17 protein-coding genes are annotated in these 24,254 nt (G+C 73.4%); 10 read left to right on the top strand and 7 right to left on the bottom strand.

The genetic code is table 11. The features are described 5' to 3' along the window. The first annotated feature begins 14 nt into the window (after positions 1 to 14). The 3 genes from EES41_RS29780 to EES41_RS29770 all read left to right on the top strand — a co-directional run bounded on the left by EES41_RS29780 (position 15) and on the right by EES41_RS29770 (position 5,127). Positions 15 to 1,601, top strand: coding sequence for an alkaline phosphatase (locus EES41_RS29780; protein ID WP_123082775.1), 1,587 nt, complete (start codon positions 15 to 17; stop codon positions 1,599 to 1,601). A gap of 183 nt (positions 1,602 to 1,784) precedes the next feature. Then, complete coding sequence (locus tag EES41_RS29775; RefSeq protein WP_123081086.1) at positions 1,785 to 3,245, top strand: GNAT family N-acetyltransferase; 1,461 nt, start codon at positions 1,785 to 1,787, stop codon at positions 3,243 to 3,245. Positions 3,246 to 3,420: 175 nt separating this feature from the next. After that, positions 3,421 to 5,127, top strand: a complete 1,707-nt coding sequence (locus EES41_RS29770) for a DUF885 domain-containing protein (RefSeq protein WP_123081085.1) — start codon at positions 3,421 to 3,423, stop codon at positions 5,125 to 5,127. A gap of 50 nt (positions 5,128 to 5,177) precedes the next feature. Here EES41_RS29770 and EES41_RS29765 read toward each other — a convergent pair whose 3' ends face one another. Next, positions 5,178 to 5,747, bottom strand: coding sequence for a rhodanese-like domain-containing protein (locus EES41_RS29765; RefSeq protein WP_254211605.1), 570 nt, complete (start codon positions 5,745 to 5,747; stop codon positions 5,178 to 5,180). Between the two features lie 94 nt (positions 5,748 to 5,841). Between EES41_RS29765 and EES41_RS29760 the strand changes: the two genes are divergently transcribed. After that, a complete protein-coding gene (locus tag EES41_RS29760; protein WP_123081084.1) occupies positions 5,842 to 6,288 on the top strand; it encodes an Lrp/AsnC family transcriptional regulator in 447 nt (148 codons plus the stop codon). On the opposite strand, the gene EES41_RS29755 is transcribed toward EES41_RS29760, so the two are convergent. Then, a complete protein-coding gene (locus tag EES41_RS29755; RefSeq protein ID WP_123081083.1) occupies positions 6,278 to 9,292 on the bottom strand; it encodes an AAA family ATPase in 3,015 nt (1,004 codons plus the stop codon). The two genes, EES41_RS29760 and EES41_RS29755, sit on opposite strands and share 11 nt — an antisense overlap. Further along, positions 9,289 to 10,458: an exonuclease SbcCD subunit D gene (locus EES41_RS29750; RefSeq protein ID WP_123081082.1), complete on the bottom strand. Its 1,170-nt coding sequence runs from the start codon at positions 10,456 to 10,458 to the stop codon at positions 9,289 to 9,291. The genes EES41_RS29755 and EES41_RS29750 overlap by 4 nt, the downstream gene beginning before the upstream one ends. 598 nt (positions 10,459 to 11,056) lie before the next feature. Here EES41_RS29750 and EES41_RS29745 point away from each other — a divergent pair. From EES41_RS29745 to EES41_RS29730, 4 genes are all read left to right on the top strand, one after another. Then, positions 11,057 to 11,287 (top strand): hypothetical protein, encoded by a 231-nt coding sequence (locus tag EES41_RS29745; RefSeq protein ID WP_123081081.1) that lies wholly within the window; start codon positions 11,057 to 11,059, stop codon positions 11,285 to 11,287. A 99-nt stretch (positions 11,288 to 11,386) separates the two neighbouring features. Further along, positions 11,387 to 12,193, top strand: coding sequence for an HlyD family efflux transporter periplasmic adaptor subunit (locus tag EES41_RS29740; RefSeq protein ID WP_123081080.1), 807 nt, complete (start codon positions 11,387 to 11,389; stop codon positions 12,191 to 12,193). A gap of 107 nt (positions 12,194 to 12,300) precedes the next feature. After that, complete coding sequence (locus EES41_RS29735; RefSeq protein ID WP_037792935.1) at positions 12,301 to 14,442, top strand: NHLP family bacteriocin export ABC transporter peptidase/permease/ATPase subunit; 2,142 nt, start codon at positions 12,301 to 12,303, stop codon at positions 14,440 to 14,442. A gap of 1 nt (position 14,443) precedes the next feature. Further along, positions 14,444 to 17,326: an NHLP bacteriocin export ABC transporter permease/ATPase subunit gene (locus tag EES41_RS29730; RefSeq protein WP_123081079.1), complete on the top strand. Its 2,883-nt coding sequence runs from the start codon at positions 14,444 to 14,446 to the stop codon at positions 17,324 to 17,326. A 47-nt stretch (positions 17,327 to 17,373) separates the two neighbouring features. Here the strand turns inward: EES41_RS29730 and EES41_RS29725 are convergent, their stop codons facing one another. The 3 genes from EES41_RS29725 to EES41_RS29715 are packed head-to-tail and all read right to left on the bottom strand — an operon-like array spanning position 17,374 to position 20,959. Then, positions 17,374 to 18,507 carry a bifunctional 2-methylcitrate synthase/citrate synthase gene (locus EES41_RS29725; protein ID WP_123081078.1) on the bottom strand — a complete coding sequence of 378 codons (1,134 nt, stop codon included), beginning with the start codon at positions 18,505 to 18,507 and terminating at the stop codon, positions 17,374 to 17,376. A gap of 26 nt (positions 18,508 to 18,533) precedes the next feature. Next, the gene (gene prpB, locus EES41_RS29720) at positions 18,534 to 19,439 is read right to left on the bottom strand and encodes a methylisocitrate lyase (RefSeq protein ID WP_123081077.1); all 906 of its coding nucleotides are present in this window, start codon (positions 19,437 to 19,439) and stop codon (positions 18,534 to 18,536) included. Beyond that, entirely contained in the window at positions 19,439 to 20,959 is a 1,521-nt protein-coding gene (locus tag EES41_RS29715) for an MmgE/PrpD family protein (RefSeq protein WP_123081076.1), read from the bottom strand. The genes prpB and EES41_RS29715 overlap by 1 nt, the downstream gene beginning before the upstream one ends. A gap of 184 nt (positions 20,960 to 21,143) precedes the next feature. On the opposite strand from EES41_RS29715, the gene EES41_RS29710 reads away from it, so the two are divergent. Together EES41_RS29710 and EES41_RS29705 are read left to right on the top strand one after the other, a co-directional pair. After that, a complete protein-coding gene (locus EES41_RS29710) occupies positions 21,144 to 22,574 on the top strand; it encodes a short-chain fatty acyl-CoA regulator family protein (RefSeq protein WP_123081075.1) in 1,431 nt (476 codons plus the stop codon). A gap of 117 nt (positions 22,575 to 22,691) precedes the next feature. After that, on the top strand, positions 22,692 to 23,240 hold the full coding sequence (locus tag EES41_RS29705) for a hypothetical protein (RefSeq protein WP_123081074.1): 549 nt from the start codon (positions 22,692 to 22,694) through the stop codon (positions 23,238 to 23,240). On the opposite strand, the gene EES41_RS29700 is transcribed toward EES41_RS29705, so the two are convergent. Next, a complete protein-coding gene (locus EES41_RS29700; protein ID WP_254211604.1) occupies positions 23,210 to 24,145 on the bottom strand; it encodes a nitrilase-related carbon-nitrogen hydrolase in 936 nt (311 codons plus the stop codon). The genes EES41_RS29705 and EES41_RS29700 overlap by 31 nt on opposite strands. Between the last annotated feature and the right edge of the window lie 109 nt (positions 24,146 to 24,254).

Genomic DNA, 24,254 nt, shown 5'->3' with positions numbered 1-24,254 from the left:
CACCGATGGCACCGATGCGGCACACCCGACGCTCCCTGCTCGGCGGCTCCCTCGCCGTCCCGGTGGGCCTGACCCTGTCCGGCGCGCTCGCCGCGCCCGTGTCCGCCGCCACCGGAGCGGCGCCCGCGTTCAACCGCTCCGGCCGCCCGAGCGCGCTCTGGGGGACCCAGTCCGGCGAGATCACCGCGCACTCCGCCACCATCTGGACCCGCTCCGACCGGCCCGCGCGGATGTACGTGGACACCTCCCCGAGCGAGTCGTTCCGCTACGGCGTGCGGCGGCACGGCGGCCCCTTCCTCGGCCCCGCCACCGACTACACGGGCACCACCACCCTGCGCGACCTGCCGCCCGGCCGCCAGATCCACTACCGGGTGATCCTCGCCGACCCGGACGACCCGCGCCGCACCGGCGAGCCGGTCCGGGGCACCTTCCGCACCACTCCGGTCTCCCGCCGCCACGACGTGCGCTTCCTGTGGTCCGGGGACCTGGCCGGCCAGGGGTGGGGCATCAATCCCGAGATCGGCGGCTACCGCGTCTTCGAGGAGATGCGGCTGCGCGACCCCGACTTCTTCCTCTTCAGCGGCGACACGATCTACGCCGACGGGCCGATCCAGGCCGCCGTGCCGCTGCGCGACGGCACCGTCTGGCACAACATCACCACCGAGGAGAAGGCGAAGGTGGCCGAGACCCTCACCGAGTTCCGCGGGAACTTCCGCTACAACCTGCTCGATCGCAACCTCCGGGACTTCAACGCCCAGGTGCCGGTCCTCGCCCAGTGGGACGACCACGAGGTGCGCAACAACTGGTACCCGGGTCAGGTGATCGACGATCCCCGCTACACCGTGAAGGACGCCGACACCCTCGCCGCCCGGGCCCGCCAGGCCTTCGGCGAGTACTTCCCGGTCACCGACCTCCGGGGCGGCCGGACCGAGGGCCGGATGTACCGCGTGATGCGCTACGGCCCGCTGCTCGACGTGTTCGTGCTCGACATGCGCACCTACCGCGACCCCAACTCCCCCGGCCGCCAGACCGACGACCCGGTCGGGATCCTCGGCACGGAGCAACTGGCCTGGCTCAAGCGCGAGCTGTCCCGCTCCCGCGCCACGTGGAAGGTCATCGCCGCGGACATGCCGCTCGGGATCGTGGTCCCCGACGGGGCCGCGAACTTCGAGGCCGTCGCCCAGGGCGACCCGGGAGCCCCACTGGGCCGGGAGCTCCAGATCGCCGAACTCCTGCGCCACATCAAGCACCAGCGCATCACCGGCACCCTCTGGCTCACGGCCGACGTCCACTACACGGCGGCGAACCACTACGCGCCGGAGCGGGCGGCGTTCACGGACTTCGCACCCTTCTGGGAGTTCGTCTCGGGCCCCATCGGCGCGGGCGGATTCCCCGCCGGGCGGCTGGACGCCACCTTCGGCCCGGAGACGGCGTACGTCCAGTCGGCGCCGGTCGCCAACATGTCGCCGGCGGAGAACCCCCCGTACTACGGCGAGGTGGAGATCGACGCGGCCGGCGGTGACCTCACCGTACGGCTGCGCCGTCAGGGCGGCGGCGTACTCTTCACCAAGACCCTGCGGCCCGGGCGCGTGGGCCAGTAGGCCTACACCGGCCGGTCAGCCCGTCGGCCGGTCCGCCGGTCCGCCGCGAGCGCACCGTCCCGCGCTCGTCCGGGATTGCGGACATCGGCCGGAAAGCCGGGCGAAATCGACCAGATGGACACTTAACCCAGCGGTCACAGATCGTTCGTGATCACGCAACACCCCTGGGCCACAGTGATGTGCATGACTGAACGTAACCCTGCCTCCGCCCACGGTACCCACCGCCACCACTGGCGCCGTGACCTCGTCGAACTCGCCGCCCTGTTCTGCGCCGTCGCGGTGGCCGACGGCATCGCCAATCTCGTCGCGCACGGCCCCAGGGGCCCGATCCTGCTGGTCGCCTCGGCCGTCGCGCTCCTGATCACGGCGGCGTTCCACACCTGGTGGGCCCGCCGCCACAGCCATGCCCCGCCGCCGGGGAGCACAGCGCCCTCCGATCCGGGCCGGGCCGGGCTCCCGGAGCCCGGCCCCGACTCCCCCGCCGGGACCAGGACCAACGCCGCCCTGTGGCGGATGCGGACCACCGTCCGTGACGAGCCCGGCAGCCTGGCCTCGCTCTGCATCGCGCTCGCCCACAACGGCGTCGACATCCTGACCCTGCAGACCCACCCGCTCCCCGAGGGGGGCACGGTGGACGAGTTCCTGCTGCGCGCCCCGCAGGCCCTGCCGTCCGGAGACCTGACCCGGGCCATCGCCCGGGCCGGTGGCCACAGCACCTGGATCGAGCGCGCCGACGCGCACGACCTGGTCGACACCCCCACCCGTGTCCTGGGCCTCGCCACCCGCACCGCCCTGGACGCCGCCGAACTGCCCCTCGCGCTGCGCCAGCTGCTCGGCCGCTGCACCATCCACTCGATCCCGGCCACCACCCTGTCCGGCCGCCCCAACGCGGGCGCCGACGCGCCGGTCGAAGGGGTCCTGGAGGCCACGGTGATGCGGCTGCGCGACCCGTCCGGCGGCGCGATCACCGTGGAGCGCCCGTACCTCCCCTTCACCCCGACCGAGTTCGCCCGGGCCCGCGCGCTCGTCGAGCTGGACGCCCGGCTCGGCCCGCGCGTGCCGCGCAGCCACGACGTGCTGACGCTGCCCGAGGGCAACGAGATCACCGTGCGCCGCGCCGACGGCTCCGACCTGGCGGCCGCCCGCGCGATGCACGACCGCTGCTCGGAGCGCACCCTCGGCCTGCGCTACCACGGCCCCGTCTCCGACGCGGACCGCTACCTCGGCCACCTGCTGAGCCCCCGGTTCGGCCGTACCCTCGCCGCCACCACCGCCTCCGGCAAGCTGGTCGCCCTCGGGCACCTGCTGTGGGACGGGGACGAGACCGAGGTCGCGCTGCTCATCGAGGACGACTGGCAGCGCCGGGGCATCGGCTCCGAACTGCTGCGCCGGCTCATCGCGATGGCCGTGGAAGCCCGGTGCGACAGCGTGTACGCCGTCACCCAGGCCTCCAACACCGGGATGGTCGCGGCCATGCGCGGCCTCGGCCTGCCCCTCGACTACCAGATCGAGGAGGGCACCCTGGTGATCACGGCCCGGCTGGACGCCACCCCGGCGCCCGCCCCGGCGCCCGCGCGGGTGCCGTACGAGGTCTCGCACGAGGCCCGGCGCGAGGTGCCGGGCACGCAGCGACACCCGGCGTAGACGCGCCGCCGCCCGCGGTCGCCCCGGCCACGAACCGGCCGAGGGCGACCGCGGGCACGGGCCGCAGGCACAGGCGTCCGGATATCGGACCCCGAGCCGTTGGTTCCCGGCCAAGTCGGCAGGCCGAGAGCGAACGGTGATGACGCGGACCCGTCCCACAGACGAAGATGTCCGCATGTCAGAGACCCTCCACAGTGACAACGGCACCCGGCTGCCCCGCCAGGTCGCCGACGCCTATGTCGACGACCTCATCGCCATCGATCCCCTCACGGGCACCTACCTCGGTGTCGCCGAGAGTTCCGGCAAGCTCCCCGACTTCTCGCCGGCGGGCCGCGCGGCCGAGGCCGAGCTCGCCCGTACCACTCTCGCCCGCCTCGACGCCGCCGAACGGCTGCCGGGAGCGGACAGCGACGCCGAGCGCCGCTGCGCCCGGCTGCTGCGCGAGCGCCTGACCGCCGCCCTCGCGGTCCACGAGGCCGACGAGGACCTGCGCGTGGTCAGCAACATCCACTCCCCCGCGCACTCGGTCCGTGAGATCTTCCCCCTGACCCCGGCGGACACCGAGGCGGACTGGGCCGCGATCGCCGAGCGGCTGCGCGCCGTCCCGGCCTCCTTCGCCGGCTACCGCGAGAGCCTCGCGCTCGGCCTCGACCGCGGCCTGCTCGGCGGCCCGCGCCCCACCGCCACCTTCATCGAGCAGCTCACCACCTGGGCCGGCCAGGACGGCGACGGCTCCCGCGACTTCTTCGGCGAATTCGCCGCCGACGGCCCGCAGTCGCTGCGCGCCGAGCTGAACGAGGCGGCCGCCGGAGCGACGGCGGCGGTGGCCGAACTCCGCGACTGGATGCGGGACGTGTACGCCCCGGCCGTCGCGGGCGCACCGGACCCGGTGGGGCGCGAGCGCTACGCCCGCTGGTCGCGGTACTTCAACGGCACCGACCTGGACCTGGACGAGGCGTACGCCTACGGCTGGTCGGAGTACCACCGGCTGCTCGCGGAGATGAAGGCCGAGGCGGCGAAGATCCTGCCCGGCGCCGGTCCCTGGGAGGCGCTGAAGCACCTGGACGAGCACGGCACCCACATCGAGGGCGTCGACGAGGTGCGGGCCTGGCTGCAGGGCCTGATGGACGAGGCCATCGAGAACCTCGACGGCACCCACTTCGAACTCGCCGAGCGCGTCAAGAAGGTGGAGTCGAAGATCGCCCCGCCCGGCGGCGCGGCGGCCCCGTACTACACGAACCCCTCGGAGGACTTCTCCCGTCCGGGGCGGACCTGGCTGCCGACGATGGGCCAGACCCGTTTCCCCGTCTACGACCTGGTCTCCACCTGGTACCACGAGGGCGTTCCGGGCCATCACCTCCAGCTCGCGCAGTGGACGCACGTGGCGGACCAGCTCTCCCGCTACCAGGCCGGCGTCGGTCTCGTGAGCGCGAACGCCGAGGGCTGGGCGCTGTACGCGGAGCGCCTGATGGACGAGCTGGGGTACCTGAAGGACCCCGAGCAGCGGCTGGGCTACCTGGACTGCCAGATGATGCGCGCCGCGCGGGTCATCGTGGACATCGGCATGCACCTGGGTCTGGAGATCCCGGCGGATTCGCCGTTCCACCCGGGTGAGCGCTGGACGGTGGACCTGGCGCAGGAGTTCTTCGGGCTGCACAGCGGCCGGCCGGCGGACTTCATCGAGAGCGAGCTGACCCGCTACCTGTCGATGCCCGGGCAGGCGATCGGCTACAAGCTGGGAGAGCGGGCCTGGCTGCTGGGCCGGGACAACGCCCGTGCCGCGCGCGGCGAGTCCTTCGACCTGAAGGCCTGGCACATGGCGGCGCTGTCGCAGGGTTCGCTGGGGCTGGACGCCCTGGTGGAGGAGCTCTCGAAGCTCTGATCCCCACGATCCGCGCGGCCGACCCCGGTACGGCCGCGCGGCGCGGGGTGTCAGCAGCCGCAGTCGTCGGAGTCCGTGGGCGCGGTCAGCGGGTCGGCCCCGGCGCGCCGCTCGCTGCCCTGCCAGGTCTCGACCTCGAAGCCCTCGCGGATCCAGTACTCGATGCCGCCGAGCATCTCCTTGACCTGGAATCCGAGTTCGGCGAGGGCGAGCGCGGAGCGGGCGCCGCCGTTGCAGCCGGGGCCCCAGCAGTACGTGACCACCGGGAGGCCCTTGTCGAGGAGCCGCTCGGCCTGCTCGGGGATCAGCGCGGTGGGCAGGTGGATCGCGCCGGGTACGCGGGCCTGGTCCCAGGACGGGGTGGAGCGGGAGTCGACGAGCTGGAAGCCGAGGCCGGCGCCCTGCTCGCGGTGGGCCGTGAAGGCGGCGGCGACGTCCGAGACGTCCGCGTGGAAGGCGAGGCTCGCGCGGAAGTAGGCGGCCGCCGCGGCCGGTGCGGCCGGGGGCACCCGCAGGACCGGGTTGACGGTGGTGGTGACGCCCTCATGGGCGGCAGCGGCTGCGGCTGCGGTACCGGCATCAGCAGTGGCATCGGCGGCAGGAGTGCGTGTCGTCGTCATGGCTGAAAATCTATGAGCCCCTGATCATCCCGGGAAGCGGACTTCCCCGGCCTTCGGCTTGCCCGGCCGGGGATTCCCCTGCTAGATCTCCGGCATGACCGATGATTCCCCCGACGCCACCGACTGGCGCATCCTGACGGCCCTCCAGGCGGACGGCCGGGCCAGTTTCGCCGAGCTCGCGCGCGTCGTCTCGATGTCGCCGAGCGCCGTCACCGAGCGGGTGCGCCGCCTGGAGGAGTCCGGCGTGATCACCGGATACACGGCCGTGGTGGACCCCGAGAAGCTGGGCAAGTCGATCCTGGCGCTGGTCCGGCTGCGCTATCCGCACGGGAACTACAAGCCGTTCCACGACCTGCTGGAGTCCACCCCGGAGATCCTGGAGGCCCATCACGTCACCGGCGACGACTGTTTCGTCCTCAAGGTCGCCGTCCGTTCGATGGCGCACCTGGAGGAGGTCACCGGCCGGATCGCCGGCCTGGGCTCCGTCACCACCAGCGTGGTGTACTCCTCGCCGCTCCCCCGCAGGCCCTTCAGTCCGTGAGGGCGGCCGCGGTGCGGTGGCGCACCAACGAACCGCCGCGCTGCTTGACGATCTCCAGCTGTGCCTGCACCCGGGTGCGCAGATCGGCGACGTGGCTCACGATGCCGACGCTGCGGTCCCGTTCGCGCAGCGAGTCCAGTACGTCGAGCACCTCGTCCAGCGCCTGGTCGTCGAGGCTGCCGAAGCCCTCGTCGATGAACAGGGTGTCGAGCCGCATCCCGCCCGCCTCGTCGGTGACCACGTCCGCGAGGCCCAGGGCCAGGGCGAGCGAGGCGAAGAAGGTCTCGCCGCCCGAGAGGGTGGCGGTGTCCCGCTCGCTGCCGGTCCAGGCGTCCACCACGTGCAGGCCAAGACCGGAACGGCCGCGTCCGCTCGCTTTCGCGTCCGAGTGGACCAGGGTGTAGCGGCCGCCGGACATGCGCAGCAGCCGTACCGTCGCCGCGGCGGCGACCTGCTCCAGCCGGGCGGCCAGGACGTACGCCTCCAGCCGCATCTTGCGCTCGTTGTCGGCGGAGGTGCCCGCGGTGAGTCCGGCGAGCCGGGCCACCCGGTCGTACTCCTCGCGCAGCGGCCCCATCGCGCGCAGTTCCTGCTCGGCCTGCCGGGAGAGCCGGTCGAGCTCGGCGCAGCGGACCCGGGCCGCGTCGTACGCCGAGCCGGCCGTACGGAGCGTGGCGGCGGCCCGGTCGGCGTGTGCCTGGGCGGTCTCCGGGTCGGCCGGGGGCAGGGCGGCGGCCGCCGCGGTGTCGGTCTCGGCGTGCCGGTCGGCGAGCATCGCCTCCTCGGCCTGCCAGGCGTCCGTCCGGTGCTGGAGCGCGGTGCGTTCGTACTCGGGGAGCACGGCGTCGGCGGCGGCGTCGATGGTGTCGAAGCCCGCCTTGAACGCGGCGTCGGCCAGCTGGTCGTCGGCCTCCTTCAGGCGGGCGGCGGTGGTCTCCGCCCGGCGTAGCGCGTGGGCGGCGCCGGTGACCATGCGGATCCGGTCCTCCAGGATCCGGGCGCGGGCGGCGACGGTGGGCGCGTCCCCCCGGACGAGGGCCAGCTCGGCCTCCAGCGAGGCCCGCTCGCGGTCCAGCGCCTCCCGCCGCGAGGTCCGGGCGGCGGCCCGGCGTTCGGCGTCGAGCCGGTCGGAGCTGCGCGCGGCGTGCTCCCGCTCGGCGCGGGCGAGCCGCTCCCGGGCGGCGTGCAGCCCGGCGGCCGCCGCGTGGGCGGCGGCGTGCCGGGAGCTGAGGTCGGCGGTGAGTTCGAGCAGTTCGGCGGTGGTGGCCTCGCCCGCGGCGGCCGCGGCCTCGGCGCGGGCCTCCTGGACGGCGGCGAGTTTCCGCTCGACGGCGGCCCTGCGCTCCTCGGCCTCCTCGAACCGGGCGTGGGCGGCGTCCTCGGCGGCCCGGTCCACGTGCCCGGGGGCGGGCCGCGCCGGATCCGGGTGCCGCTCCGAACCGCACACGGTGCACGGCACGCCCGCCTCCAGCGCCTCGGCCAGCTCGGCGGCGATCCCGCGCAGCCGGGCCTCCTTCAGCTCCAGCCAGCCTTCCCGGGCGGCGGCGGACTCCTCCCGTACGCGCAGCAGCTCGCCGGAGGTCACCTCCGCCTCGGCGTCCAGTCCGTCGCGCCGCCGGGCGGCCGTGAGGTGCATCCGGGCGGGTTCCAGCTTCCCGGCGAGTTGCTCGCCCAGGGTCGCGGCCTGCTGGGCGGCCTCCACCCGCTCGGCCAGCTCGGCCCGGGTGTCCTCCCAGCGGGCGAGCCACTCGGCGGACTCCTGGTGCTGCTCCTCCGCGGCGCGGGCCTCCCGCTCCAGGGTGGCGCGCTCGCGGCCGATCTCGGCGCTGCGCTGCTCGGCGCGGTGGGCGGCGCCGACCGCTCCGAGTTCCTCCCGCAGCCGCTGCTCTACGGAGCCGAGCTGCTCGGTTCCGGCCTCGGCGAGGGCGGGCGGGAGCTGCGCCCGGGCGGCCGTCTCCGCGTGGGCGGCGGTGAGGTGCGCGGCGTAGGCGGCTCCGCGCATCTCCAGGGCGGGGGCGACCAGGGCGCCGCGCCGGGCCCGGTCGAGCAGGTCGCGCACCCGGTCCCGGTCGGGCGCGGCTTCGGCGAACAGGGCGGCCCGGCGGGCCGTCTCGGCGTGCCGGCGTTGCAGGCGGTCGAGCTCCCGCGCCTCCTCGGCGGCGCGCCGGGCTGCGGCGTCGCGCCCCTCGACGGCGGCCAGCGCGTACTCCGCGACGGTCCGCCGCTCCCGGGCGGAGCAGCGGGCGACGGCCGCCCAGGCACGGACCGCCTCGGCCAGGCCGGGGTCGCCGGGCTGGTGCCGGGGCATCGGCCAGTCCCGCAGGTCGACGCCGTGTCCGGCGGCCTGGGCGAGCCGCTGGGCGGTGCCGAGCACCTTCTCGTCACCGGCCCGGACCTTGGCCTCGGCGGCCCGGCGGCGCTCGGCGAGCAGGGCCTCGACGGCGGCGAAGCGGCGGGTGTCGAAGAGCCGCCCCAGCAGCCGGCCGCGCGCCCCCTCGTCGGCCCGCAGGAAGCGCGCGAACTCGCCCTGCGGGAGGAGCACCACCTGGCAGAACTGCTCGCGGCTCATGCCGAGCAGCTGCTCGATCTCCTCACCGATCTCCTGGTGGGAGCGGCTGAGCGCCTCCCAGCCCTCGCCGGTGCGCTCGCGCAGCCAGCTCTGCGCCTTGTCCTTGGTCGTGCCGGTGCCGCGCTTCTTGGGCCGGTCCTGCTCGGGGCGCCGGGTGATCTCCAGGCGGCGGCCGCCCGCGGTGAGGTCGAGGGTGACCTCGGTCGGGGTGTCGGGGGCGGAGTGATCGCTGCGCAGGCTGGTGCCGGGGGCCTGGCGGGAGCCGGGCACGGACCCGTACAGGGCGTAGCAGACGGCGTCGAGGACGGAGGTCTTGCCCGCGCCGGTGGGGCCGTGCAGCAGGAAGATCCCGGCACCGGACAAGGCGTCGAAGTCGATCTCCTGGGGCTCGGCGAAGGGGCCGAAGGCGGTGACCCGCAGCCGGTGCAGCCTCATCGGAGGGTCTCCTGGCGCGTGGCGTCGGCGCGTACGTCGTCGAAGGCGCCCTGGAGCACGGCCCGTTCGGCCTCGTTCGGGGCGCCCCCGCCCCGGACGTGGGCGACGAAGTCCTCGGCGATCTCCTGGTCGCTGCGTCCCTTGAGGCGCTGGGCGTAGGAGGCTCCGCTGTCCTCCTCGCGGCCCTCGGGGTCGAAGGCGAGGCTGAGGACGTGCGGGAAGCGGGCGGCGAGGCGGGCCATGGGGTCCTCGGGCCGGACGGGGTCGGTGAGGGTGGCCTCGACCCAGCGGTCCTCGTACCCGGCGAGCGCGGGGTCGTCGAGGAGGTCCTCCAGCGGACCCCGCAGCCGGGCGAGTGCCCTCGGCACGGGGGTGTCGATCCGGTCGGCGCCGGCGATCTCGCCCCGCGCGCCGAGCTCGACCAGCCACATCGTCTTGCGGTGGTCGGCCTCGGAGAAGGAGTAGGCGAGCGGGGAACCGGAGTAGCGGACCCGTTCGTTGATCGTCTGGCAGCCGTGGAGGTGGCCGAGGGCGGCGTAGTCCACCCCGTCGAAGACGGAGGCGGGCACGGCCTCGACCCCGCCGACGGTGATGTCGCGCTCGCTGTCGCTGGCCTGCCCGCCGGTGACGAAGGCGTGGGCGAGGACGACGGAGCGGGTGCCGGGCGGGCGGGTGGCCAGGTCGGCCCGGATCCGGTCCATGGCCGCGCCCAGTACGGCCTCGTGGCTGACCTGCCCGGCGCCGAACCGGTCCTTGACCAGGGCCGGTTCCAGGTACGGCAGCCCGTAGAAGGCAACCTCGCCGTGTACGTCGGCCAGCACCACGGGGTCGGCGCAGCCGTCCGGGTCGGTCCTGAGGTGGATCCCGGCCCGGCCGATCAGCCCGGCCCCGACCCCGAGGCGGCGGGCGGAGTCGTGGTTCCCCGAGATCATCACGGTGGGCACGCCGAGGTCGGCGAGCCGGTGCAGGGCCCGGTCGTACAGCTCGACGGCGGGCAGCGGGGGGACGGCGCGGTCGTAGATGTCACCGGCGACGAGGACGGCGTCGACCTCGTGCGCGCGGACGGTCTCGACGAGGTGGTCGACGAAGGCGGCCTGGGCGCCGAGCAGGTTCACGCGGTGGAAGGCCCGGCCGAGGTGCCAGTCGGAGGTGTGCAGGATCCTCAAGATATCGCTCCGACCTGCACGTTTACCGCTCCTTCACCTCCGAGACCAGCGCGGAACCGACCGCGGGCGCCGCGGTCGGTGCCCACCGCGCTGTCGCCGGTCGGTACCCGGTCCATCACGGGCCTAAGTCTGCCACCGGCGTCCGGGGTCGGGCGACCACGGATGTTCCGCCCGTGCCCGCCCGCACCCGCCCGTACCCGCCCGCACCGGGCGTCGCGGCGCGGTCACCCCGCACGCCTTCCGGAAACCTGCACATCGTGTGCGCGTCGGGGACGGCCCGCTGCCGCCGCCATGCGGTATGCGGCATTTGCCCGGCCCATTAAATGCAGGTCTGTCCCGTTTGGTTCCGTGTAAGCACCGGGCGGCCCGTATCTGTTACTCGATCCTGTGAAGAAGTCGTCACCATTCGGTGAATCAAGCTGCACTTCCATGTTCGGAGATGTCCGTCCGACCCCGACGGAGCGTCAACGGGATTCGTCCGGGCACCCGTTCGCGTGCTTTCATCTTGCCCACCGCGGCAGTCAGGAATGACGGGCTGAATTCTGGGCCCAGGGCCGCCGCAGAAACGTATTACTCCCCCCAATGAAAGGTGCGCGCCATGCGTAACGACCTTGAGACCCGTGAGATCGCCGACACCGAGCTGGACGCCGTCTCCGGTGGCATCCTCAACGTTTCCGGCGGCCTGGTCGGCGCCGCGACCAGCGATGTCACCAACATCGTGGGCTCCCTCGGCACCGTCCAGGCGGCCACGGGCATCGTGTCCCAGGTCCCCGGCCTCGTCACCGGCGTCACCGGCGTTTCGCTGAACACCGGTATCGCCGGTCTCTGATCGGAATAACGCCAGGAACCCCGGAGCGTCCCCCACGGCTCCGGGGTTCCTGGTTGCCTGAATTACCGAACGACTCGAATGCAGTTGAAGGAATGGTCCGTGCAGTTCCGCCAAAAGGCTCTTTCCAAGCTGCAATCGCCCGAAGAACTCGACCTGCCCGTCCGCTTCGCGCACCCGCAGGGACGGCTCGTCCTGGCCGTCACGGTCGTCGTGATGGCCGCCGCGTGCTTCTGGGTGGTCACCGGCACCGTGTCCTCCAAGCTGAGCGTCCCCGGCATCCTCACCCGGCCCGAGGGCAGCTACGTGCTGCAGACCCCGCTCTCCGGGCAGGTGACCGCGGTCCTCGCCGCGGAGGGCCAGCAGCTGTCCGCCGGAGCACCGCTGCTCAACGTCCGTACGGAGCAGGGCGAGCGCCCCGTGCGCGTGGTCACCGCAGGCCGGCTGACCACCCTGGTGGCCAAGGTGGGCTCGGTCGTCGCCACCGGCGCGGACGTGGCGACCGTCGAACGCGTGAAGGCCCCGCAGGACCCCCTGGTGGCCGTGCTGTACGTGCCGGGCGACAGCGGACCGGCGATCCCCGTGGGAGCCCCGGTCGACCTCGGCGTCCAGTCCGTCCCCCAGCAGCGCTTCGGCATGCTGCGCGGCCGCGTCAAGGCGGTCGGCCGCGCCCCCCAGACCCAGGCGCAGATCAGCGGCTTCCTGGCCGACGGCGGCCTCGCCGAACAGTTCTCCCGCCACGGCAGCCCGGTCGCCGTGCTCGTACAGCTCGAACCCTCCTCCTCCACCCCCTCCGGCTACCGGTGGACCTCCGCGGACGGGCCCCCGTACGCCGTCGAATCCAGGACGCCGGTCACCGGCTCCGTCCACCTCTCCGCGCAGCGCCCCGTCGACTGGCTGCTGCCGTGACCGCGCAGCGGACAGCCGAGGCCGGCCGCCGCCGCCACCGCCCCGGCCCGAAGGGCGGCGCCCGCCGCAGGCCCGCCCCCCCATCCAGGGGCAGGACGCCCCGCCCCGTGCGCACCCCCACCGTGCTGCAGATGGAGGCGGTGGAGTGCGGCGCCGCCGCCCTGGCCATGGTGCTCGGCCACCACGGCCGCTTCGTCGCCCTCGAAGAGCTGCGCGTCGCCTGCGGCGTCTCCCGCGACGGTTCCCGCGCCAGCAACCTCCTCAAGGCCGCCCGCGGTTACGGCCTGACGGCCAAGGGCATGCAGATGGACCTGGCCGCTCTCGCCGAGGTGAGCGCCCCGGCCGTGCTCTTCTGGGAGTTCAACCACTACGTCGTCTACGACGGCACGGGCCGCCGGTTCGGCCGCAGGGGCGTGTACGTCAACGATCCCGGCAAGGGACGCCGGTTCGTCCCCATGGACGAGTTCGACCACAGTTTCACCGGCGTCGTGCTCACCTTCGAGCCCGGCGACGGCTTCCGCCGCGGCGGCCGCAAGCCCGGCGTCCTGCGCTCCGTACCGGCCCGCCTGCGGGGCACTTCCGCCACCATGGCGGCCGCCGTGCTCTCCAGCCTCCTCCTGGTGGCCGTCGGCGCCTGCGTACCGGCCCTGAGCCGCACGTACATCGACATGTTCCTCATCGGGGAGCAGACCTCCCTGCTGGGCGTGCTGTTCGCCTCGCTGGCCGTCGCCCTCGTCCTCACCGCGGCCCTCACCGCGGTGCAGCAGGCCAACCTGCTGCGCGGCCGCGTCATCTCCTCCACCCTGGGCGGCGCCCGCTTCTTCCGGCACCTGCTCAGGCTGCCGGTCACCTTCTACTCCCAGCGCAGCCCGGCCGACCTGGTCCAGCGCCTTCAGTCCAACGACACCGTCGCCGAGACCGTCTCCCGGGACCTGGCCGCCGCGGGCGTGGACGCCGTGGTGGTCGTGATCTACGCGGTGCTGCTGTGGACGTACGATCCGCAGCTCACCGCCGTCGGCGTGGGCGTGGCGCTGCTCAACGTGGTGGCCCTGCGGATCGTGGTCGGGCTGAGGGCCACCGGCACCCAGAAGCTGCGCGCCGAGAGCGCCCGGCTGACGAACACCTCCTACGGCGGCCTCCAGCTCATCGAGACGATGAAGGCCACGGGCGGCGAGAACGGCTTCTTCCGCCGCTGGGCCGGACAGCACGCCGTCACCCTCGACGTACAGCAGCGGCTCGGCGTGCCCGGCGCGTGGCTCGCGATCGTCGCGCCCGCCCTCGCCGCGTTCAACAGCGCGCTGATCCTGATGATCGGCGGTCTGCGCGCGGTGGACGGCAGCCTCACCGTGGGTCTGCTCGTCGCCTTCCAGGCCCTGGTGACCAGCTTCACCGCGCCGATCGCCAGGCTGGGCGGGGTCGCCGGGCGGATCCAGGACTTCGCGGCCGATGTCGCCCGCCTCAAGGACGTCGAGAACTTCCCCGTCGACCCGGTCCACTCGCGACGCGAGGCCGCCGCGGGCACCCGCCGCCTCAAGGGCCACGTGGAGCTGGAAGGGATCACCTTCGGCTACAGCCCGCTGGACGCCCCGCTGCTGGAGGACTTCTCGCTCTCCGTCGGCCCCGGCCGGCAGATCGCGCTCGTCGGCGGCTCCGGCAGCGGCAAGTCCACCGTCTCCAGACTGGTCTCCGGCCTCCACACGCCCTGGCAGGGGGCCGTCCGCATCGACGGGATGCGGCTGGAGGACATCCCGCGCGGCGCGCTGGCCGCCTCCGTCTCCTTCGTCGACCAGGACGTCTTCCTCTTCGAGGGCACCGTCCGCGACAACGTCACCCTGTGGGACCCCTCCGTCCCCGACGAGGCCGTCGTCGCCGCGCTGGAGGACGCCGCCGTGCACGACGTCGTCGCCCGCCGCCCCGGCGGCATCCACAGCCGCGTCGAGCAGGACGGCCGCAACTTCTCCGGCGGCCAGCGCCAGCGCCTGGAGATCGCGCGGGCGCTGGTGCGCCGCCCCAGCGTCATGGTGCTCGACGAAGTGACCAGCGCCCTGGACGCGGTGACCGAGCAGCTCGTCATCGACAACCTGCGCCGCCGCGGCTGCGCCTGCGTCGTCATCGCCCACCGGCTGAGCACGGTGCGCGACAGCGACGAGATCGTCGTGCTCGACCGGGGCAGGATCGTGGAACGCGGGCGGCACGAGCAGCTGGTCGCCGCGCGGGGCCCGTACGCCGCACTGGTCGGGGAGCACTGAGGTGACGCAGCACGATGCCGGAGCCACGGCCACCGCCGGAGCGTGGGGCGCGGCCCCGGACCCGGTCGTCGCGGCCCTGGGCGCACTGGGCTCACCGGTCGACTGCACGGGCCTGCGCAGCCTGTCCCTGGAGGGCCCGCTCGTACTGTGGCTCGTCGTACGGGGCGAGCTGGACCTGTTCGCCGTCGACGCCGCGCACGCCGGACACTGGCACTTCCTGGGCCGGCTGGAGCCGGGCACGCTCCTGCTGGGCCCGGCCGAGGGCCCGGACCACACCCTGGTCGGACGCCCCCTGCAGGGATGCCTGCTGCGGCGCATCACCCTGCGCGAGCTGTACCGGCCGCAGTACGGCGACCAGTTCCCCGAAGCGGCCTGGTACGCCGACCAGGGCGACCACTACGGCGCCCCCGGACGGCCCGGCCCGCCGAGTCCCCTGGAGGACGCCTTCGCCCGTGGCATCGGCCGCGGCCTGCGCGTGCTCTACCAGGCGCCGCTGGACGGCGGCGCTCCCGACGCGCACGGCGGGGCCGACGACGACATCCTGTGGATGCAGATCGCTCCGGGCAGCGTGCGGTACGGCGCCGTGTACGAGGCGGAGGCGGTGGGCACCCTCCTCGTCGACGCGGCGATGTGGCAGGGCATGGTCGACCAGCAGCACCGGCTGTTGTACGCCCTGGACGACCGGATCGAGGAGCTTGAGCGCGCCCACGAGGACCGCACGGCCGCCGGGATCGCGGCGGGCCGGGCGGCCCGCACCCAGGCCGACCGGACCCTGCTGGCATCGATCGCCGGCTCCGGCCGGGCCTCCCGCCCGGGCGCGGGCGCCGACGCGACCTTCGCCGCGTGCCGTCTGGTCGCCGAGGCGTCCCGCATCACCCTGTCCGAACCGGCCGCCGCCGACGGCGCGCCGGAACGGACCGACCCCGTCGAACGCATCGCCCTCGCCTCGCGGATCCGCACCCGTACGGTCGCGCTCGGCGGGCGCTGGTGGCGGGAGAACAGCGGGCCGCTGGTGGGCCGGCGCGAGAAGGACGGCACGCCGGTCGCCCTGCTGTGGCGGCGCGGCGGCTACGAGGCGGTCGACCCCGCCACCGGCCGGCGCGAGCGCATCGGGAAGGACGGCGCGAGCGCCTTCGAACCGCGCGCCGTCATGCTGTACCGCCCGCTGCCCGACGGGCGGGTGGGCCTGCCCGCCCTGATCCGCTTCAGCCTGCGCGGCACCCTCCCGGAACTGCGCGGCCTCCTGCTGGGTGCGGCCGTCGCGGTGCTCCTGGGAGCACTGGTGCCGATCGCCACCGGCCGGGTCCTCGGCCGCTACGTCCCGCAGGCGGAGAACGGCCTCATCGTGCAGACCGGCCTGGCACTGATCGCGACCGGTATCGTCTCGGCCGCCTTCATGCTGCTGCAGAACACCGCCCTGCTGCGCATGGAAGGCCGCATCGAGGCCACCTTGCAGCCGGCCGTGTGGGACCGGCTGCTGCGGCTGCCGACGACGTTCTTCACGGGCCGCTCCACCGGCGAACTCGCCGGCGCGGCCATGGGCGTCAGCGCGATGCGCCGCGTGCTGTCCGGCATCGCCCCGGTCTGCGTCCAGGCGGGCGCGGCCGGCGCGATGAGCCTCGTCCTGCTGCTCGTCTACAGCGTGCCGCTCGCGATGGCGGCGCTCGCCATGCTGGTCGTCGTCGCGGGGGTCTTCCTGGGCCTGGGGCTGTGGCAGCTGCGCCACCAGCGAAGGCTGGTCGAACTCGGTCTCCGGCTCGGCAACCAGGCCTTCCAGACCCTGCGCGGACTGCCCAAGCTCCGCGTCGCCGCGGCCGAGAGCTTCGCGTACGCCGCCTGGGCGCGGGAGTTCGCCCGTACCCGCGACCTGCAGCAGCGCATCGGCCGGATCCAGAACCTCAGCACGGTGCTGGGAGCGGTCCACCTGCCGCTGTGCACGCTGGTGATGTTCGTGCTGCTGGCCGGACCGGCCCGCGGCGCCATGTCCGCCGGCGAGTTCCTCACCTTCAGCACCGCGCTGACGATGCTGCTGTCCTCGGTGACACAGCTGACCGGCGCGGTCCTGTCGGCCGCCGCCGTGCTGCCGATGTTCGAGCAGATCAGGCCGGTCCTGGACGGGATCCCCGAGGCGGTCCGCGCCAGCACCCGGCCGGGCGAGCTGACCGGCGCCGTCGAGGCCAAGGACCTCTCCTACCGCTACGGCGACGACGGCCCCCTCGTACTGGACGGCGTCAGCTTCCGCGTCGGGCGGGGCGAGTTCGTCGCCGTCGTCGGGGCCAGCGGCTGCGGCAAGTCCACCCTGCTGCGGCTGCTCATCGGCTTCGACGAACCCCTCTCGGGCAGCGTGCTGTACGACGGCCAGGACCTGGCGGCGCTCGACCGGGCGGCCGTGCGCCGCCAGTGCGGCGTCGTCCTCCAGCACGCCCAGCCCTTCACGGGCTCGATCCTCGACTGCATCCGCGGCGCCGGGACCTTCTCGGTCGAAGAGGTCTGGGAGGCCGCCACGATGGCGGGCCTGGCGGAGGACATCAAGGCCATGCCGATGGGCATGCACACCATGCTGTCCGACGGCGGCACCACCGTCTCCGGCGGCCAGCGCCAACGCCTGATGATCGCCCAGGCCCTCGTGCGCAAGCCGCGGATCCTGTTCTTCGACGAGGCCACCAGCGCGCTGGACAACGAGGCCCAGCGCGTGGTCACCGAATCCACCCGGGCCCTGCGCGCCACCCGCGTGGTGATCGCCCACCGGCTCTCCACGATCATGGAGGCCGACCGGGTGATCGCCATGGAGGACGGCAGGATCGTCCAGCAGGGCCCGCCCGCCGAACTGCTCGCCGACCCGTCGGGCCTCTTCCACGACCTGGTCCGCCGCCAGCTCCGCTGACCGGCCGAGGCCCCGCTCCGGCGTCGGTGTGCTCCGGGGGCGGCTGGTCAGGGGCCGGGGAGGGCGCGCTGCCCGGGGCCGATGTAGACGCCCAGAGGCCGGATGAGGGCGTTGTGTTCGAGCTGTTCGGTGATGTGGGCGGTCCACCCCGTGATGCGGCTCATCACGAAGAGCGGGGTGAAGGTGGGGGTGTCGAAACCCATGAGGTGGTCCGCGAGACCTGCGGGGTAGTCGAGGTTCGGGTGGATGCCCCTGCGGGTGGCCATGGCGCGTCGGAGCGCGGCGTGCAGCGTGGCGAGTCGGGTCACGCCGGGGTCGGCGGCGCGGGCGACGAGGCGGTCGGTGGCCTCCTGCATGAGGGGGACGCGGGAGTCGCCGTTCTTGTAGACCCGGTGGCCGAAGCCCATGATCTTCCGCTTCGCGGCGAGGGCGTCGTCCAGCCACCGCGCCGCCCGTCCGGGTTCGCCGATCTCCTCCAGCATGTGCATCACCGCCTCGTTGGCGCCGCCGTGGAGCGAGCCCTTGAGGGCTCCGATGGCGGCGGTGACGGCGCTGTAGAGGTCGGAGAGGGTGGAGGTGACGACCCGGGCGGTGAAGGTCGAGGCGTTGAAGCTGTGTTCGGCGTAGAGGATGAGGGAGATCTCGAAGCAGCGTACGACTTCCGGGGCGGGCAGGGAGCCGAAGCACATGTGGAAGAAGTTCTCGGCGTATCCGAGCGAGGCGTCGGGCCGGATCGGCGCCCGGCCGTGCCTGCGGCGGTGGTCGGCGGCCACGACGACGGGAAGCCGGGCGAACAGGGCCAGGGATTTCGCCCGGTTGGCGGCGGCGCTGCCGTCGTCCTCGGCGGGGTCCTCGGCGCCCAGGAGACTGACGGCGGTGCGCAGGACGTCCATGGGGTGGCAGGTCTCGGGGAGCCGGGCGAGGAATTCGGCGGTGGTGCGGTCCAGGGGCCGCAGGGCGCGCTCGGCGGCCTGGAAGGCGCCCAGTTCGGCGGGGCCGGGGAGCTCCCCGTGCCAAAGGAGGTAGGCGACTTCCTCGAAGGTGCGGCGGGCGGCGAGTTCCTGGACCGGGTAGCCGCGGTAGGTGAGGGAGTTGGTCTCCTGGATGACGGTGGATATGGCGGTGGTGTCGACGACGACACCGCTGAGACCTCGGTGGATCTCGGGCGTGGTGGCGGTCATGGCTGAGGGCCTCCGGTGCGGGTCGGTCAGTTGCCGGGCGGGAGAGTGAAGTCGAAGACGGTGGAGTCGAAGGTGTCGTAGTCCTCGTAACCGAGTACCTCGTAGAGCCGGGAGCGGGTCTGCATGCGGGGCAGCAGGGACTCCTGGGTGCCTTCGGCCGCGAGGGTGCGCAGGCCGTCCTCGATCGCGCCCATGGCGAGACGGAAGAGGGTGACGGGGTAGAGCGCGATGTTGTAGCCGAGGTTCTCCAGGGTGCGCGCGTCGAGGAGGCGGCCCTTGCCGAATTCGGTCATGTTGGCGAGGAGGGGGACGTCAACGGCCTGGCGGAACGCCTCGAACTCGGCCTCGTCGGCCAGGGCTTCGGGGAAGATCGCCTCGGCGCCCGCGTCCACGTACGCCTTGGCCCGGTCGATGGCGGCGGCCAGGCCCTCGACCGCGCGGGCGTCGGTGCGGGCCATGAGCAGGAAGTCGGGGTCGCGGCGGGCGTCGACGGCGGCGCGCAGCCGGCGGACCATCTCCTCGCGCGGTACGACGCCCTTGCCGTCGAGGTGGCCGCACCGCTTCGGGTTGACCTGGTCCTCCAGGTGGAGGCCCGCCAGACCGGCGTCCTCCATGAGCTGGAGGGTGCGGGCGGCGTTCATCGGCTCGCCGAATCCGGTGTCGGCGTCGACGAGTACGGGCAGGTCGGTGACCCGGGTGACCTGCTGGGCGCGCGCCGCCACCTCGGCGGAGGTGGTCAGGCCGATGTCGGGCAGGGCCAGGTCTGCGGCGAGCACGGCCCCCGAGAGGTAGACGGCCTCGAACCCCGCCTCCTGGATGAGCCTGGCCGAGTACGGGTTGATCGCACCGGGCATCCTGAGCAGCCGCCCCGAGGCGAGTCGTTCGCGAAGGGTGCGGCGGCGGCCGGCGGGAGTGGTGCGGGTGTGGAGCATCAGAACAGGCCCTTCGGGAGCCGGGCGTCATGGGCGGCGACGGCGTTCGTGTCGACGGCGGGGAAGAGGGCCGTCAGGTCGGCGGCGCCGAGTTCCGCCAGCCGGTCCGCGGTCCGCAGGAAGCCCTCCTGCGCCGCGCCGGTGACGATCCCCTCGGTCAGCGCGCGGAACTTGTGGGCGTAGCCCGCCCGGTCGAACGGGCGGGCTCCGGCGGGGTGCGCGTCGGCGACGGCGAGCTGGTCCTCGACGACGGAGCCGTCCTCGAAGGTGATCACGGCGCGGCCGCCGAAGGCCCGGCGGGAGGGGTCCGCCTCGTGGTAGCGCCGGGTCCACTCGGGGTCCTCGACGGTGGAGATCTTCTTCCACAGCTCGACCGTGGCGGGCCTGCCCGCGCGCTCGGGGGCGTAGGAGCGCTCGTGGTGCCAGCCGCCGTCCTCAAGGGCCACGGCGAAGATGTACGGCACCGAATGGTCCAGGGTCTCGCGACTCGCCGCCGGGTCGTACTTCTGCGGGTCGCCGGAACCGGAACCGATCACTTGGTGGGTGTGGTGGCTCGTGTGCAGGACGACCGAGCGGACCTTCCCCAGCGGGCGGGCCTTCTCGCGCAGCGCGCGGGCCAGGTCGATGACCGCCTGCGCCTGGTACTCGGCGGAGTACTCCTTGGTGTAGGTGTCGAGGATCGCCCGGCGCGCCTCACCGGGCCCCGGCAGCGACACCGTGTACGAGGCGTCCGGTCCGTCCAGCATCCAGGCGAGGAAGCCGTCCTCGCCCTCGTAGACCGGCGAGGGGGATCCCTCGCCGCGCATGGCCCGGTCCACCGCCTCGACGGCGGCCTTGCCGGCGAAGGCCGGGGCGAACGCCTTCCAGCTGGAGATCTCGCCCTTGCGTGACTGCCGGGTCGCCGTGGTGGTGTGCACCGCCTGCTGCACCGCCTGGTAGACCGTCCCGGTGTCCAGCCGCAGCATCGCCCCGATGCCGCACGCCGTCGCGGCACTGAGGTGGGCGACGTGGTCGATGCGGTGCGCGTGCAGGCAGATGCCCTTGACCAGGGCCACGTGGATCTCGTAGGCGGCGATGATCCCCCGCAGCAGGTCCGCGCCGGAGCGGCCGGTGCGCTGGGCGACGGCCAGCAGGGGCGGGATGTTGTCCCCGGGGTGGGAGTAGTCGGCGGCGAGGTAGGTGTCGTGGAAGTCCAGCTCGCGCACGGCCGTGCCGTTGGCCCAGGCCGCCCATTCCGGCGACACCCCGGTCCCGGCGGCCACTCCGAAGACCGATGCGCCGGAGCTCGTCCGGTGGCTCAGCGCCTGGGCCCGGGCGACGGCGACCGGGCGGCGGCGCAGGGCGGCGACGGCGACGGCGGCGTTGTCGATGATCCGGTTGGCGGCCATCTCCGCGGCCGCGGGGTCGAGGTCCTGCGCCTCCTGGGTTCCGGTGGCCACCACGGCCAGTTTCCAGGCGAGCTGATCCTCGCGGGGCAGGTGCTCCGCGCTGGGGTGGACGCGTACCTGATGGTTGATCACGGGAACTCCTCGCGGCGTGCGGCGGGTGCGGCGTACGCCTTCGAGTCTTCCCCCGCGACCGGTGCACGGCGATCGCTCCACACTGCGTAATCCGTACCCGTCAGATCGGCGAATCTGCCAATTCTGCAAATTCTGCGGATGCTACCTTCACCGGCAGGGGACGCGAGAGGGGACCGGGATCCACGTGGGACGGCCTGCCGGACGGAAGATCTACGCACACGCGAAACTGCGCAGGCTGCGCCGCGAGCGGGGCATGAACCAGGTCGAACTCGCCCGCGCCCTGGGGCTGTCCACCAGCTACCTCAACCAGATCGAACACAGCCGGCGCCCGCTGACCGCCCCGGTACTGCTGCGGATCGCGGAGGTCTTCGGCATCGACCCCGAATTCTTCTCGGAGGCCGCAGAGGAGAGGCTGGCCACCGACCTGCGCACGGCCCTCGGCGACGAGGCGTGCGGCACCTCGGTACCGCACGACGAGATCGCCGACATCGCCCGCGACCACCCCGACGTGGCCCGGGCGCTGGTCGCCCTGCACCAACGCTACCGGGAAGCCTCCGAGCGGGTCGTGGCCCTGGCCGCTCCCGAGGACACCTCGGCCCTGCTGCCCGCTGAACCCCACGACGAGGTCAGGGACTTCTTCTACGCCCACCACAACCACTTCACCGCCCTGGAGGCGGAGGCCGAGCGAACCGCCGGGGCCATGGGGCTCGGCCGAGTGGGCCGGGCCGCGGACTCACTCGCCGAGCGGCTGACGGAACGTCATCACGTCAAGGTCATCCAGGCGGCGCCGGAACGGTCCGCGGACGCGCGGCGTTTCGACGCCGGGAGCGGGCTGCTGTTCCTCTCCCCCTGGCTCAGCGAGGGACAGCGCGCCTTCCAGATGGCCACGCAGCTCGCACTCCTCGAACACCCGGCCCTGCTGGACGCCCTGGTGGAGGCCGCCGACCTGGCCTCCCCCCAAGCGGAGGGACTGGCCCGGATCGGACTGGCCAACTACTTCGCGGGAGCGCTCCTCATGCCGTACACCGCCTTCCATGCGGCGGCCGAGGAACTCCGCTACGACATCGAGCTGTTGCAGGCCCGCTTCGGTGTCGGTTTCGAGACCGTCTGCCACCGGCTATCCACCCTCCAGCGCACCGGTCACCGCGGGGTGCCCTTCTCCTTCCTGCGGGCCGACCGCGCGGGCAACATCTCCAAGCGGCAGTCCGCCACCGACTTCCACTTCTCCCGCCTGGGCGGCACCTGCCCGCTCTGGACCGTCTACGAGGCCTTCTCCTCCCCCGGCCGGATCCTGACCCAGGTCGCCGAAATGCCGGACGGCAAGCGGTACTTCTGGATCGCCCGGACGGTCACCCGCGGCGGCTTCGGCCACCACGCGCCCCGGGCCGACTTCGCCGTCGCCCTGGGCTGCGAGCTGCGCCACGCACCGCGCCTGGTCTACGCGGAGGGCATCGCCCTGCACGACCCGCGCGCCACCACCCCGATCGGACTGGGCTGCCGGATCTGCGAACGGCAGGACTGCGCCCAGCGGGCGCGCCCCCCGGCGGGCGGCAGCCTCGCCGTCGACCCCGATCTGCGCACCTACGTGCCGTACCCGGTGGTCAGGGAACACTGAGAGCCTGCCGGGTGGCCGGGACGTCATCCCGGAGGCTGACTCAAGGCTCCCCCGTGCGGACGCCGGTACCCACTCGTGGATGACGACCGGCCACCGAGGACCGAAGAGGCTGATGGCATGACAGCCATCGACGGACTTCGCCCCACCACGACTGCGCACGGCACCGAACGGCCGGTGCCGCCATGGGCTTCCATCACCGCCCGCGCGATCCCTTTGCTGCTGCTGCCCCAGTGCCTGTGGCGGTTGCCGTTCGCCTTCGGCTTCGAGATGGGGCTGGACGCGGAAGGGGCGATGCCGTCGTCGTTGTGGGTGTCCGTCCCCTACGTCTTCGGGCTCAGCTTGATCACGGAGGGGTTGGCGCTGCTGTCCTTCGGACTGGTGCGGGGATGGGGCGAGGTCGCCCCCGCATGGCTGCCGTTCATCGGCGGGAAGCGGATCGCTCCCTTCGCGGCGATCATCCCCGCCACCCTCGGCGGCCTGGGCGCGACCGCGTTCTGGGCACCGGTGCTGCTGAGCTGGTTCGGTGCGGGTGACGCCGCCGGGTTCAGCAGTGGCGGCTGGGAGACGCTGGCCCGCCTCTGCATCACCCCCGGGATGCTGTGGGGGCCGCTCGTACTGCTGCTGACCTACGCCTACTACGCGCGGCGTTCGGTGAGGCTGCCGTAGAGCTCGGGGCGGCGGGTGCGCAGGAGGCCGAACTCCAGCCAGTCGCGGCGCTGGTCGAGGTCGAGGTCGGCGACGAGGACGGCCTCGCGGTCGCGCGGGGCGCGCAGCATGGTCCGGCCGTAGGGGTCGGAGAGGAAGGAGGAGCCGTAGAAGGTGGAGCGGCCCTCGGTGCCGACCCGGTTGGGCACGATCATGAACAGGGCGTTGGCGAGGCCGTTGGCACTGATGGCGTGCTCCCACATGGGCCGGGTGTCGAAGTCCGGCAGGCCGACCTCGGAGCCGATGGCGGTGGGGTGGACGAGGATCTCGGCGCCGGCCAGGGAGTAGGCGCGGGCGAGCTCGGGGAACCACTCGTCCCAGCAGGTGGGGAAGCCGAACCGGGCCCCCTCGTGGGCGATGACGGGGAAACCGCTGTCACCGGGACGGAAGCAGAGGTCCTCGCGGTAGCCGGGGAAGGCCGGGATGTGGTTCTTGCGGGTCCGGGCGATCAGTTCGCCGTCCGCGTCCACGCAGACGGCGGTGTTGTAGCCGAGGCCGCCGTCCTCGGCGCGCTCGTAGAGCGAGGCGTGCACGGTGATGCCGAGCCCGGTGGCCAGCTCCGTGGCGAGGGCGACGGTCGGGCCGGTCTCGACGTCCTCCAGGTAGCGGGCGGCGCCGTCGGCCATCGGGTCGTCGGTGTTGCAGAAGTAGGGGCTGCGGGTGAGTTCGGGCAGGCAGACGACCGTGGCGCCCTGCCCGGCGGCGAGCGCCACGCCCTCGCGGAGCCGGTTGTCGTGCTCGGCCGCGTCGGCGTACCAGCGCATCTGGACGAGGCCGACGCGCAGCGGTTCGCGTTCGGCGGGCCGGGTGCGGCCCGGGGAGCCGAGCGGGGAGCCGAAGGAGGTGAGGAGCGCGTACGAAGTCACGGGCGGACTGCTTTCCGAAGTCGGTGCTGGACGGGAGGGTACGTACGAACTGAATTTTCGGTCAGTTCGTACGGGCGAAGAAAAGCCCCGATCAGGGGCGTTGGGCGAT

The organism is Streptomyces sp. ADI95-16 (genome assembly GCF_003721495.1).
GTDB lineage: Bacteria > Actinomycetota > Actinomycetes > Streptomycetales > Streptomycetaceae > Streptomyces > Streptomyces goshikiensis.
The sequence above is the reverse complement of the archived record's forward strand: the minus strand, read 5'-3'. Positions and strand labels throughout refer to the sequence as shown.